We start from the raw sequence: 13,170 nt of genomic DNA, 5'->3' as shown, positions 1-13,170 counted from the left end.
CCACACAGATTGATTGGTTTAAATTGTTAAAGAGCTGGCTTGCGAATCTCTCGTTGAGCTTCGAAGCGGAGGTGAATTCTAGCGAGTTAATTTGAAGAGTCAAACACTTTTTCAAATTTTCTTTTTTTAGAATTTTCCCTCAACTAACACTGCCTGAAGCCTTGCGGCGTCTGCCGTGTCAGTGAGGTCGCATTATAGGGAGCCTGGTTAACTTGGCAAGTGCTTTTTTGCTTTTTTTGTTATTTTTAGCTTAAAAGGCTAATTATTGCTCAAAAAAGCCGTTTCTAGTACTATTCTTAGCTTATTTACTGCAATTTAAGCCTGTTAAGGATGGTTTGATGAGTTCTATCCGAAGTTATAAAGGGGTATTACCGACGCTAAATGAACGTGTCTATATAGATAACAGTTCGGTTTTAGTCGGCGATATCACTATCGAGAGTGATTCCAGCATTTGGCCTTTAGTCGCGGCACGTGGTGACGTCAACCATATCCGTATTGGTGCACGCACCAATATACAAGATGGTAGCGTTTTACACGTCACCCATAAAAATAGCCACAATCCTAATGGTTATCCGTTGCTGATCGGTAATGATGTCACTATTGGCCATAAAGTCATGCTGCATGGCTGCACAATTCATGATCGAGTTCTGGTGGGGATGGGATCGATTATTCTTGATGGTGCCATCATTGAAAGTGAGGTAATGATAGGTGCGGGTAGCTTAGTGCCGCCCGGAAAAACCTTGGTCAGCAGCTATTTGTACGTCGGAAGTCCGGTGAAACAAGCCCGTAAGCTAACTGAAGCAGAGCGACAATTTTTACTGCAATCAGCGAGTAACTATGTACAAACTAAAAATGAGTACTTAGCTGAACCATCGCAACTCTAGCTACATCATTGTTCTAGGTCTATTGACCTTTCGAGCCCGCCCATGAGGTGTTTACGGTTTTAGCACCTCAATCATACCGGCTGAAGTGAAGCACTCTTCTTCAATTAGCTGCTCCGCTTGTTCTTCAATATCAAAGCGCCACTCACTAAACACCGTCAGTGCCTGCTGTGGGCTGGTAATCGTCACCCCAGACCAAGATTGCAGCTCAGATAGAGAAATAAAACAACGGATAAGCGCACCACTCTGCTGCGCGGAAAACTCAACCGCTTGCTGCTGCTCATTCCACTGTTGATCATCGGTAAATAAAATCGCTTGGTTCATACACCACCAGATAAGTTTTTTCTTAATTCACGTAGCACCTGCTTAGTCCCTGGGCGTAACCCTCGCCATAACATAAAGCTTTCTGCTGCTTGTGCGACTAACATGCCTAGCCCGTCATAAACTGAATGACATCCTTGTTCCTTAGCCCACTGATTAAACGCCGTTGGTTGCTTACTGTACATCATGTCGTAAGCAATGCTACGCGGGCTAAAAATGGTCTCAGATACCTGCGGTCGCTCTCCGTCCAAGCTGGCTGAGGTCGAGTTAATGACAAGATCAAACGGCGTATACCGTTGACTCATTGGTTGGGCGATCACGGCGCCATGAACAGAAAACTGCTGTGCAAGACCTTCCGCTTTGGATAATGTCCGGTTAGTAATCACAATAAGCTCCGGCTGTTGATCCAATAGCGGCTTGATAACGCCTCGAGCAGCCCCACCCGCACCAATTAATAAAATCTTCGCCCCAGCCAACGGGACTTGATGCTGCAGCAAGTCTTGAACCAAACCTTCTCCATCGGTGTTATCACCGAGCACTTCTCCATCATCCAGTTTTTTCAGAGTGTTGACGGCACCAGCTAATTGCGCTCGCTCTGTTAAACGATCCGCCAGCTGAAAGGCCTGCTCTTTAAACGGTACGGTCACATTGCAACCTTTACCACCGTGGGCAAAAAATTCGTTGATCGCCTGCTCAAAACCATCAATCGCTGCCATCTGTGCCGTGTAGTTCATGCTTTGATTGGTTTGACGTGCAAACAAGCCATGAATAAAGGGCGATTTACTGTGCCCAATCGGATTGCCAAAGACGGCATAACGATCGTGTTGATATTCCATGTCATTAACCTAAATTAACCAAAGTATCTTTTCAGACCCTATCACTGCGTTGATTTTCTGTCACCAATCGCGTGGTACTAAAAATTCCGCCAATTTAGCCTCTGGGCTATTCGGCTCTGGCTGGTAATTGTATTCCCAGCGCACTAACGGTGGCATCGACATCAGTATTGACTCGGTACGCCCTCCAGTTTGTAGCCCAAATAGCGTCCCTCGGTCATAAACTAAGTTAAATTCCACGTATCGACCACGGCGATATAACTGAAATTGCCGCTGCGCTTCACCATAGGCCGTCTCTTTACGTCGCGCAACAATCGGTAAGTAAGCTTCAGTGTATCCTTTACCAACCGCTTGCATATAGGCAAAACACTCAGCAAATGGCCATTGGTTTAAGTCGTCGAAAAAGAGCCCACCGACACCGCGAGTCTCGTTACGGTGCGGTAAAAAGAAGTAATCATCACACCAAGCCTTATGTTCAGCATAAACCTGATCACCAAAAGAAGAACACAAGGTTCGCGCCGTCGTGTGCCATGCTTGCACATCCTCTAAAAATGGATAAAACGGCGTTAAATCAAAGCCTCCACCAAACCACCAAATGGGCGTTTCTCCCTCTTTTTCAGCAATAAAAAAGCGCACATTGGCATGAGAGGTGGGTACAAAAGGGTTATGCGGATGCATCACTAACGACACACCCATCGCTTCAAAGCGCCGACCAGCTAACTCCGGACGGTGAGCGGTGGCGGATGCTGGCATTTGTTGACCAGTAACATGAGAAAAATTAACGCCGCCTTGCTCAAATACCAAGCCGTCGGTCATTACTCGTGTTCGCCCACCGCCGCCTAAGCGTTCGCCCGGCTCACGATGCCAGATTTCTTCGACAAACTTGGCCTTGCCATCGGCCTGTTCTAATTGCTGGCAAATACTGTCTTGTAACTCAAGCAAAAACTGCTTTACCGCTTGCTTATCAATGTCTGGCATCGTCGATTTCCTTACTTAACCTTGTCTTAAAATTTGACCCGTTTTCGCGTCACGAATTTCACTCGGTTTATTTCTACCACCAGTTTCACCGCGTAAAATAGCTGGCAGGTGCTCACCCAGTTGCTGCTCAACTTGCTCAGTGGTCATACACGGCGGCAGCCCTGTTAAATTAGCACTGGTCGAGGTAAGCGGTTTACCGAACGCATTACATAACTGTTGTACTAGTGGATGATCGGTGACTCGCACCGCAATCGAGTCAAACTGACCGCTGACCCATGACGAGACTTTCTGACTAGCAGGCATCACCCATGTAACGGGTCCCGGCCAAGTCGCATGAATCGTTGCCAATTGTTCTGCGCTTAGTTGGCTTTCATCAATATACGGCAACAATTGCTGATAAGAGGCCGCAATCAAAATCAAGCCTTTTTCTACCGGTCGCTGTTTCAGCGTGAGTAGTTTTTCAATGGCTTGCGGGTTATCCGGATCGCATCCGACACCGAACACCCCTTCGGTTGGATAGGCAATAACATCACCATCACGTAATGCCTGTAAACAAAATTGAAAATTATCCACGATACCTTTCTCTTGTGACATTTAATCGACTCACTGAGTTTACAAATTCTGGCTGAAACAGGCTAAAGCTATTTAATGACAAATGGTATCTTTGGCAAAATAACCATGACGCAAACGTTTTCCTAAGAAAAAAATACTCGTATAATGCGCGCAAGTAACCCATTCACCCTAATGTGATGATGTTTGAAGGAGTTGGAAATGAAAGTGGCGATTATTATGGGTTCGAAATCCGATTGGCCAACCATGAAGCTAGCCGCAGAGATGTTGGAGCAATTTGGGATCGATTATGAAACCAAGGTGGTGTCTGCTCACCGAACTCCTCAACTACTGGCTGATTACGCTAGCAGCGCTCAGCAACGAGGTATTAAAGTTATCATCGCTGGCGCCGGCGGCGCGGCACATTTACCGGGCATGACGGCTGCCTTTACTAGCTTGCCTGTGCTTGGCGTGCCAGTACAATCAAAAGCCCTTAACGGGATGGACTCACTTCTCTCCATCGTGCAGATGCCAAAAGGCATTGCGGTAGGAACGCTGGCTATCGGTGAGGCGGGAGCCGCTAATGCTGGCTTATTAGCCGCACAAATCCTAGCCACACATGATCACCATATCATGGCGAAAATCGATGCCTTTCGTTTAGCGCAAACCGAAACCGTGCTCGCCAACCCTAATCCAGCAGAGGACTAATCACATGCAAGTTTTAGTCTTAGGGGCTGGCCAATTAGCCCGCATGATGGCGCTAGCAGGCACTCCGCTGAATATTGAGATCCATGCGTTTGATGTAACAACCGGTAATATCGTGCAGCCGATCACGGGGCAAGTCATCGGCCAAGAGCTGGCTCTGGCCATTGACCAAGCGGATGTGATTACCGCTGAATTTGAACATATTCCTGATGATATACTTGAGCAATGCGCGCAAAGTGGCAAGCTGTTACCGAACCAAACGGCCATCAAAGCTGGTGGCAATCGGCAGCGTGAAAAAGCATTACTTAAGCAAGCGGCTGTAAATAGTGCTCAATACGCCATCGTACAATCTCGTGACGATTTGCTCACTGCTATCGAAACCATTGGACTACCGATGGTTTTAAAAAGCGCGCTTGGTGGTTATGATGGCAAGGGGCAATGGCGTCTCAAACAAGCGCAAGATATTGATCACATTTGGCTTGAGCTACAAGACTGCTTAGCAAGCTCAGCGCAACAAACCATCATTGCCGAGCAATTTATCGCTTTTGATCGCGAAGTCTCGTTAATTGGCGCGAGAGGACAAGATGGCAGCATAGTGACCTATCCCCTGACGGAAAATGTGCATACCAATGGCGTGTTGAGTTTATCCACCTCGTTGGATGATCTCGCGCTACAACAACAAGCCGAAAGCATCTTTCGCGCGGTAGCTGAGCAATTAGATTATGTGGGTGTGCTGGCTTTAGAATTTTTTGATGTCAACGGGCAGCTGCTGGTCAATGAAATTGCTCCTCGAGTGCATAACTCCGGTCACTGGACACAACAAGGTGCCGAAACATGTCAATTTGAAAACCATTTGCGCGCCGTATGTGGTTTACCATTAGGTAGCACGCAACTGATCCGCCCGACAGCGATGATTAACGTCTTAGGCCTTGATAGCCTGCCGGACGCGTTGCTTGCGATGGAAGGGTGTCATGTCCATTGGTATGGCAAACAAAAACGCCCGGGGCGTAAAATGGGCCATATTAATATCAGTGCCGATTATAGCGGTGAACTGCAAAGACGCCTTGCACGCCTCAGCCAGCTATTGGATAAAGAGGATTTTCCTGCGCTGCACAAAGATGATTAAACGCTGACTCATCGCCTAAAACCACGCCAGCCACACATTAGGCTGGCGGTGGTGATAACAGCCCCTAATACCTTCAGCAGATCGATGACTGCTCAGCTTGCTGATAAGCCTTAGCGACTTCTTCGGCGATAACCTGAATACCTTTTTGCATTTCCTGATCATCTTGCACGTAGTTCATCCGTAGACATTGATGAGCATGTGACCAGTCTTCCTGCTGCCCAATAAAGAAATATTCACCAGGAACAACCAATACTCCTCGTGCTTTAAGACGCTGATACAGCGCCATAGTGCTGATCGGCAATTCATCAAACCACAGCCATAGGAAAATCGCCCCTTCAGGTTTGTGAATGCGAAAGCGCGGGTCAGGTATCGCCTGCTGAAGTAACTTCACCGCGGTTTGTGATTTTTGTTGATAAAATGGGCGAATAACTTCGTCACTCAAGCGCAGTAAATCCCCTCGTTCAATCATATGTTGAGCTATCGCGGGGCCAACACTGCCGGGGGCTAAACTAATAATGCCATTCATATTGGTTAAAGCTTGAGTCACCGTTTCATTGGCTATCACAATGCCGCAACGTACGCCTGGTAATCCAAGTTTGGATAAGCTCATGCATAAAATGGTATTGTCATTCCAAAACGGTTCAACCTGTTCAAAAATGATATTGGGGAATGGCACACCATAAGCATTATCTATGATCAACGGAATACCATTATCCCGCGCTAACTGATCGAGCTTATGGATCTCATCTTCGGTCAAGACATTACCCGTCGGGTTGGTGGGACGAGAGGCGCAGATCGCCGCGATGGAGGAATCGACCGTTAACTGGTTAAAGTCGACATGGTATTTGAATAACCCATCATCAAGCATTTCAATCTCGGGGCGATAAGAGATAAACAGATCGTCATCAATCCCTGCGTCGCCATAACCAATGTATTCCGGAGCCAACGGCAGTAAAATCTTCTTATGCGATCCATTGGGCTGCTGACCGGCGAATAAGTTAAACAGATAGAAAAAACCACTTTGGCTACCATTGGTTAAGCTGATGTTTTTCTCACTAATTTCCCAGCCATAAGTCATTTTTAGTAGCGCAGCGAGTGATTTAACGAAACGATCTTTGCCTTGTGGTCCATCGTAATTACTCAACGCAGCGATCAGCTCACCATTACTCAGCATCTCAGCGCTGGTTTGATGAAAATAGTCGATCATCGCTGGTATTGCGGCAGGATTTCCACCACCGAGCATGATGGCTTCTGGTGTGCGCAGACCATCATTCAAATCATCCATTAATTGAGTAATACCGGAATACTGATTAAATTTTTCACCAAATTTTGAAAACTGCATTGCTGACTGCCTAATTCATGATTGTATTTGCTTGCTTAAAGGAGCATAAAACGATGCCATGCTCATCGATCAATCCTTGAACATACCGTAATGCTTTTACCTATCAAAGTACTATTTTTGAACACCTGAGTATTCAGTTGAAAAAAAGCCCAACTCATTAGAGTTGGGCTTCAATCACAAACCGTATAGTTTATTGCTAATCATTACTTTTGTAAAAGAGAAATGTCAGCAATTTGCAGGAATAAGTTACGTAAGTCGTTAAGCAAAGTTAAACGGTTTTGCTTTAGCGCTTCATCGTCAGCCATCACCATCACGTTATCAAAGAACGCATCAACAGGTTCACGTAGTGAGGCCAATTGACTCAGTGCTTGCTGATAATCACCTGACGCAAAGACTGGCTCAAGGGCTTCGCTCATCACCGCCACGTCTTGTGCCAAGGCTTTTTCTGCCGGCTCTTGCAGCAAGGCGAGATCAACCTCAGCAGGCAACTGACCAGCAAATTTCGCGAGAATATTCCCAACCCGTTTATTGGCCGCAGCCAACGCTTCTGCCGCCTCTAATTCACGGAAGTGCGACACGGCTTTTACGCGCTGATCGAAATCAGCCGGCTTGGTTGGACGACGCGCCAATACCGCTTGAATAACATCTACGCTAAAGCCTTCGTCTTGATACCAAGCGCGGAAACGACCCAGCATAAATTCAATCACATCGTGTTCAACCGCTTGATTAGTCAAACGATCACCAAATAAGGACTTAGCTTTCGCGACTAAATCCACTAAGTCAAGCTTGTAGCCGTATTCAACAATGATCCGCAGCACACCTAAAGAAGCGCGGCGCAAAGCAAAAGGATCCGAGCCTTTTGGTGCTTGGCCGATCCCGAAAATACCAACGATGGTATCCAGTTTATCCGCCATTGCTAGCGCAGAAGAAACCCCATCAGTCGGCAACTGATCACCAGCAAAGCGCGGCATATACTGCTCGTTCATCGCCAATGCTACCGCTTCTGGCTCACCATCATGACGCGCATAATGCATACCCATTACGCCTTGAGTGTCGGTAAACTCAAACACCATTGAGGTCATTAAATCACATTTAGCGAGCAAGCCTGCACGTTTAGCTTGTGCAACGTCAGCGCCAATTTGCTCTGCAATATAACCGGCTAACTCCGTGATTCGGTCAGTTTTATCTTTAATTGTGCCCAATTTCTGCTGGAAAATCGCCGTTTCAAGCTGTGGTAAGCGATCAATCAGCTTGCTCTTGAGGTCGGTATTAAAGAAGAATTCAGCATCAGCCAGACGTGGACGTACCACCTTTTCGTTACCTTCGATCACATGACGAGGCTCTTTAGACTCAATGTTGGTCACAAAGATAAAGTTAGGTAATAATTGCTTATTGGCGTCATATACTGGGAAGTATTTTTGGTCACCTTTCATGGTGTACACTAAGGCTTCCGACGGTACATTGAGGAATTTCTCTTCAAATTTAGCCGTTAAAACCACTGGCCATTCCACTAACGCGGTGACTTCTTCCACTAAATCGTCGTCAAGTTCCGCAATACCACCCACTTGTTGTGCCGCTTGCTGAGCACCAGCAATGATCGTCGCTTTACGCGTCTCATAGTCGGCAATCACTTTACCGCGTTGCTCTAAAATGTCTGGATACTGCTGGGCGGAGTCGATGGTAAATTCTTTCTCACCCATAAAACGGTGACCACGAATGGTGCGTGCTGAAGCCACGCCTAAAATTTCGCCGTCGATCAACTCATCACCAAGCAGAATGGTCAAGGTTTTTACTGGACGAATAAATTGAGTATCTTTATCGCCCCAGCGCATTGGCTTAGCGATAGGCAAGTTGGCCAATGCTTTGGCAACCAGCTCAACGACAATCGCTTTCGCCGCTTGACCTTTCACTTCTTGTTTGAACAGCAACCACTCACCTTGCTCAGTTTTGAGGCGATCGGCTTGCTCAACGGTAATCCCATTACCACGCGCCCAACCTTGTGCTGCTTTAGTCGGGTTACCTTGTGCATCAAAAGCCACAGACACCGCAGGTCCACGTTTTTCTAGCACTTTATCCGCTTGCTTTTCGGCAAGATTAGCGACTTTCAGCGCCAAACGGCGCGGGGTCGCAAACCATTTTATGCTGTCATGAGTCAACTCTGCCGCGGCAAGTTCTGTACTAAAATTGGCGGCAAACGCTTCAGCTAAAGTGCGCAGCTGCTTTGGTGGTAACTCTTCTGTACCCAGTTCGATTAGAAATTCTTTGGCCATGTTATTTATCCTCACCCTTTTTACACATTGGGAAGCCTAGCGCTTCGCGAGAGGCGTAATACGCTTCAGCAACCGCTTTAGTGAGGTTGCGGATACGCAGGATATAACGTTGGCGCTCAGTCACCGAAATCGCCTTACGAGCGTCAAGCAGGTTAAATGCATGGCCCGCTTTTAAAATCCGCTCATAGGCCGGTAGTGGCAGTGGTTTTTCAAGCTCAAGCAGGTATTGACACTCTTTCTCGCACTGATCGAAGAAGGTGAACAGAAAATCCACATCCGCGTGTTCAAAGTTGTAGGTTGACTGCTCGACTTCATTTTGATGGAAAATATCGCCATAGGTTACTTTACCTAATGGACCATCTGTCCAGACTAAATCATAAACAGAATCAACACCCTGAATATACATCGCCAGACGTTCAATACCGTAAGTGATTTCCCCGGTTACTGGTTTGCACTCAAGACCACCAACTTGTTGGAAGTAAGTAAACTGGGTCACTTCCATACCGTTAAGCCATACTTCCCAGCCTAATCCCCATGCGCCTAAGGTTGGGTTTTCCCAGTTATCTTCGACGAAACGAATATCGTGAACCAGCGGGTCAACACCCAATACCTCAAGTGATCCAAGATACAGCTCTTGAATATTATCCGGTGATGGTTTGATGATGACTTGAAATTGATAGTAGTGCTGTAGGCGGTTCGGGTTTTCACCATAACGACCGTCGGTTGGACGACGAGAAGGTTGAACATACGCCGTGGCGATAGGCTCTGGGCCGATAGCTCGCAGGCATGTCATTGGGTGAGAGGTGCCTGCACCAACTTCCATATCTAATGGTTGAACAATGGTACAGCCTTGTTGGGCCCAATAATCCTGCAGCGCGAGGATCATACCCTGAAAGGTTTTGATATCGTATTTTTGCATAGTCAGGTTCGCGCGATTCTTCTGTTTGAATTGATAAGAAATAGCGAACAAGTATACCGAGATATTCGCTCAGCGAGTAGGGGTAATCTTGCTTAATTAATGGTCAAAAATCCCTTTTAGGGCAATTTACACCATGGATTGTAGCAAATTATCCCAAAAATAAGCCTTGAGGTCATTTGAGACTTGAGATTTCTTAACAGCCTGATTAGAATTGCGCCGTCTTTGGGGAGTAGCTTGCCGGTAAGAGGGTTTAATCTTAACGGTTCGTTCGTCAACATGATTGGTGCCAAATCACCATGGCGTCCGAGGCTAAAATCATTTTAGCTGAGCAAGACCTTAGGCAAACAACGCGAACCGGGGTGGGGCGTGGCGTTTGTCTATGGTTATTATAATTATCCCGCCCCATTGAGCCTGTCGTGAGCGTATTAGCTATTTCAATTACTACCGTCGCCTTAGCTGAAATTGGCGATAAAACCCAACTGCTTTCTCTACTGTTAGCCAGTCGATACCGAAAACCGATTCCGATCATTGCGGCGATATTTCTCGCTACGCTAGCCAATCATGCCTTAGCGGCTTGGTTAGGCGTCGTCGTTGCCGATTATTTGTCGCCCGAGATATTAAAATGGGTCTTGGTGGTGAGCTTCTTAATCATGGCTGGCTGGGTGTTGATTCCCGATAAACTGGATGATGAAGAATCGATTTCTAATCGCGGGCCATTTGTTGCCAGTTTTATCGCCTTCTTTATTGCTGAAATTGGCGACAAAACCCAAATAGCCACTTCCATCTTAGGTGCCCAATATGCCGACGCCTTATTGTGGGTCATTTTAGGCACCACGATTGGTATGCTGTTGGCTAATGTCCCTGTCGTAGTGATCGGTAAATTATCGGCCAATAAACTGCCACTAGCCCTGATACGAAAAATCACCGCGATTTTATTTGTCGGCTTAGCGATTGGCGCAGCGCTATTTTAAGACCCAGCAACCGCACTTTTTCGATAAAAATTGTTAGCACTGGATCACGCTCTTGATGAAAAGCGATTAAGAGCGTGATGTTAGCCATATTCGTATTACTATTGCCGTGCTAGGTTAAACCTATCGTGGTGCGGTAAGAGGGTTAATTATGCTGACACGCTATACAGGAATGACCGCCAAAAGTCAGAGCTACTTATTCACTTTTGGCTTTCTACTCACCTTATTAGGTATGACGTTAACCAATATGTGGCTGCCGATGGTCGCCGGAGCGATTATTATGGCTGCTCTGACTGTCGAAGCTTGGATCCGAGTCGCCTACATCATTCCAATGCATAACGAATTAAGGACTTTGCAGCAACAAGTCAATAAACTGCAAGCTGAAATCCGAGCGATTGAGTACCAAGAATAAACTTCATCCGCAATCAGCAGATATAATCAACATTCATGCTGGTTACTCTAGAGATGATAAGGTAAGGCGCATCATATTGCTGCCTTACTTTTATCGACTAAATTCCCATCCATCATCGTTGCCAAAGACTTCAAAACTAGACTAAACCTTTTTTGATCAAGTACTGGTAAGGCAACTGCTCGGTTTGCTGCGCCAACAGTTGATGATCCATAAAGCGGCAAAAACTGGGGATATCTCGAGTCGTGGAAGGATCATCCGCCATCACCAATAACACATCGCCAGCTTGCATGGTGCGAATGGTCTTTCGCACCATCATTACTGGTTCAGGGCAACGCAGTCCTTGCGCATCAAGGGAATGGGTCGCTAATGTTGAGTCAAATGTCATGCAAAAACCTAATCGAGTAGCAAAATAAGGCGTAGATAATACGGCTGGAGAAAAAATATTCAATAATCACTTGGCAAAATCAATCCTATCGACTAAATTTATTAACAGTTATTTAACTGACCATTAACACAAGTCTCCGATAATAACGCTTTAATTTTTCTTGGGCTTCCCCGCTGTATGGCGGGATTTTTTTTGCTATTTATCTAAGCGCAAAACTAAGACACAACAAATCGCTCAGCGTCTTAGTTTTGATTAATCACGGCTATCTTCTATTAGAGTTTAATCACTACTCGGCCAGTCACTTGGCCTTGCGTAATCGCCTGTGCAAATTCAGGCACCTGCTCAAGAGTGATCTCGTGGCACGCTTGCGCAAAATAACTGGCAGGCAAATATTGCGAGAGACTGTGCCATGCTGCGACACGTTTTTCTGGTGGGCAAGAGACAGAATCGACCCCTTGCAAGCGTACATTACGTAAAATAAATGGCATCACTGTCGTCGGTAAATCAAAGCCACCGGCTAAACCGCACGCCGCAACGGTGCTGTTATAATCCATTTGCGCTAACACTTTGGCTAATACTTTGCTGCCTACGGTATCAATCGCCCCAGCCCAAAGCTGCTTTTCCAGAGGACGAGCGGGCTCTTCAAACTCAACCCGATCAATAATTCGACTGGCACCGAGTTTTTCGAGTAGTGGGCCATTTTGTTCAACACGACCAGTGACCGCCGCAACTTTATAACCTAGATTAGCTAATAGTGTTACTGCAACAGAACCAACACCGCCACTGGCACCAGTAACGAGGATTTCACCTTGTTCAGGTTTAATGCCTGCATCTAACAGAGCTTGAACACAGAGCATAGCGGTAAAGCCCGCAGTGCCAATCATCATTGCTTGTTTACTGTCCAACCCAGAAGCTAACGGCACGAGCCAATCGGCTTGCAAACGAGCCTTTTGTGCCATACCGCCCCAATGATTTTCACCCACGCCCCATCCGGTTAACACCACTTGGTCACCGCTTTGGTAGCGAGCATCCTTAGACTCAATAACCGTACCCGCTAGATCAATCCCTGGAACCATAGGGAAATCACGAATAATTTTACCTTTGCCAGTAATCGCCAATCCGTCTTTATAATTGAGTGAAGAGTACTCCACGGCGACCAAAACTTCTCCATCAGGCAATTGAGTATCATCGAGTGATTCGATGGTCGCGGTTGTGGCTTTTTCTTGTTGGTTGAGGATTAGCGCTTTAAACATTCGGATCTCCTTGCTGATAATTAACAATGTAGACGTGGTGCCATAATCGATGAACTCACCATAACGACAATAAAAACATTAGCTTCAATTCAAATAGCCACAGTATACGTAAACCTCGGCAGTAATAATTGGGTGCATAGTTAGATTACCGATACCATGATCACAAAGCTATACCCAAACGACTTGAAGTTGCAGGTAGGCAGTAAGTGAGTGAACCCCCATGAGTAT

General features: G+C 46.3%; 14 protein-coding genes. 5 read left to right on the top strand and 9 right to left on the bottom strand.

Features of this window, described 5'->3' with window-relative positions; genetic code table 11:
- The first annotated feature begins 338 nt into the window (after window positions 1-338).
- Window positions 339-884, top strand: a complete 546-nt coding sequence (locus FKQ60_RS14470; protein WP_170905006.1) for a gamma carbonic anhydrase family protein — start codon at window positions 339-341, stop codon at window positions 882-884.
- A 51-nt stretch (window positions 885-935) separates the two neighbouring features.
- Here the strand turns inward: FKQ60_RS14470 and FKQ60_RS14465 are convergent, their stop codons facing one another.
- The 4 genes from FKQ60_RS14465 to FKQ60_RS14450 are packed head-to-tail and all read right to left on the bottom strand — an operon-like array spanning window position 936 to window position 3,586.
- Entirely contained in the window at window positions 936-1,205 is a 270-nt protein-coding gene (locus FKQ60_RS14465) for a DUF1488 domain-containing protein (RefSeq protein WP_170905007.1), read from the bottom strand.
- The gene (aroE, locus tag FKQ60_RS14460; protein ID WP_170905008.1) at window positions 1,202-2,038 is read right to left on the bottom strand and encodes a shikimate dehydrogenase; all 837 of its coding nucleotides are present in this window, start codon (window positions 2,036-2,038) and stop codon (window positions 1,202-1,204) included. Before aroE ends, FKQ60_RS14465 begins: the two co-directional genes overlap by 4 nt.
- A 60-nt stretch (window positions 2,039-2,098) precedes the next feature.
- Window positions 2,099-3,013, bottom strand: coding sequence for an oxygen-dependent coproporphyrinogen oxidase (gene hemF, locus FKQ60_RS14455; protein WP_170905009.1), 915 nt, complete (start codon window positions 3,011-3,013; stop codon window positions 2,099-2,101).
- Window positions 3,014-3,028: 15 nt separating this feature from the next.
- Window positions 3,029-3,586 carry an L-threonylcarbamoyladenylate synthase gene (locus FKQ60_RS14450; RefSeq protein ID WP_154170719.1) on the bottom strand — a complete coding sequence of 186 codons (558 nt, stop codon included), beginning with the start codon at window positions 3,584-3,586 and terminating at the stop codon, window positions 3,029-3,031.
- A 198-nt stretch (window positions 3,587-3,784) separates the two neighbouring features.
- Here FKQ60_RS14450 and purE point away from each other — a divergent pair, with 198 nt between their 5' ends.
- Together purE and FKQ60_RS14440 are read left to right on the top strand one after the other, a co-directional pair.
- Window positions 3,785-4,270, top strand: coding sequence for a 5-(carboxyamino)imidazole ribonucleotide mutase (gene purE / locus FKQ60_RS14445; RefSeq protein ID WP_004397609.1), 486 nt, complete (start codon window positions 3,785-3,787; stop codon window positions 4,268-4,270).
- 4 nt (window positions 4,271-4,274) lie between these two features.
- Complete coding sequence (locus FKQ60_RS14440) at window positions 4,275-5,393, top strand: 5-(carboxyamino)imidazole ribonucleotide synthase (RefSeq protein WP_170906675.1); 1,119 nt, start codon at window positions 4,275-4,277, stop codon at window positions 5,391-5,393.
- 73 nt (window positions 5,394-5,466) lie between these two features.
- Here FKQ60_RS14440 and FKQ60_RS14435 read toward each other — a convergent pair whose 3' ends face one another.
- The 3 genes from FKQ60_RS14435 to glyQ all read right to left on the bottom strand — a co-directional run bounded on the left by FKQ60_RS14435 (window position 5,467) and on the right by glyQ (window position 9,924).
- Complete coding sequence (locus FKQ60_RS14435) at window positions 5,467-6,735, bottom strand: valine--pyruvate transaminase (protein ID WP_170906674.1); 1,269 nt, start codon at window positions 6,733-6,735, stop codon at window positions 5,467-5,469.
- 203 nt (window positions 6,736-6,938) lie between these two features.
- Window positions 6,939-9,005: a glycine--tRNA ligase subunit beta gene (gene glyS, locus FKQ60_RS14430; protein WP_170906673.1), complete on the bottom strand. Its 2,067-nt coding sequence runs from the start codon at window positions 9,003-9,005 to the stop codon at window positions 6,939-6,941.
- A gap of 1 nt (window position 9,006) precedes the next feature.
- On the bottom strand, window positions 9,007-9,924 hold the full coding sequence (gene glyQ, locus FKQ60_RS14425) for a glycine--tRNA ligase subunit alpha (protein ID WP_004397605.1): 918 nt from the start codon (window positions 9,922-9,924) through the stop codon (window positions 9,007-9,009).
- Between the two features lie 416 nt (window positions 9,925-10,340).
- Here glyQ and FKQ60_RS14420 point away from each other — a divergent pair, with 416 nt between their 5' ends.
- Together FKQ60_RS14420 and FKQ60_RS14415 are read left to right on the top strand one after the other, a co-directional pair.
- Entirely contained in the window at window positions 10,341-10,895 is a 555-nt protein-coding gene (locus FKQ60_RS14420; RefSeq protein WP_115152667.1) for a TMEM165/GDT1 family protein, read from the top strand.
- A gap of 148 nt (window positions 10,896-11,043) precedes the next feature.
- Entirely contained in the window at window positions 11,044-11,304 is a 261-nt protein-coding gene (locus tag FKQ60_RS14415; RefSeq protein ID WP_040905811.1) for a hypothetical protein, read from the top strand.
- A gap of 136 nt (window positions 11,305-11,440) precedes the next feature.
- Here the strand turns inward: FKQ60_RS14415 and tusA are convergent, their stop codons facing one another.
- Entirely contained in the window at window positions 11,441-11,689 is a 249-nt protein-coding gene (gene tusA, locus FKQ60_RS14410; RefSeq protein ID WP_040905808.1) for a sulfurtransferase TusA, read from the bottom strand.
- Window positions 11,690-11,961: 272 nt separating this feature from the next.
- Entirely contained in the window at window positions 11,962-12,942 is a 981-nt protein-coding gene (locus FKQ60_RS14405) for an MDR family oxidoreductase (RefSeq protein WP_170906672.1), read from the bottom strand.
- Between the last annotated feature and the right edge of the window lie 228 nt (window positions 12,943-13,170).

Origin of the sequence: Vibrio sp. A11, assembly GCF_013048705.1 — a bacterium.
Lineage (GTDB): Bacteria > Pseudomonadota > Gammaproteobacteria > Enterobacterales > Vibrionaceae > Vibrio > Vibrio metschnikovii.
Note: the sequence above shows the minus strand (reverse complement) of the source record. Positions and strands in the feature narration are given on the sequence as shown.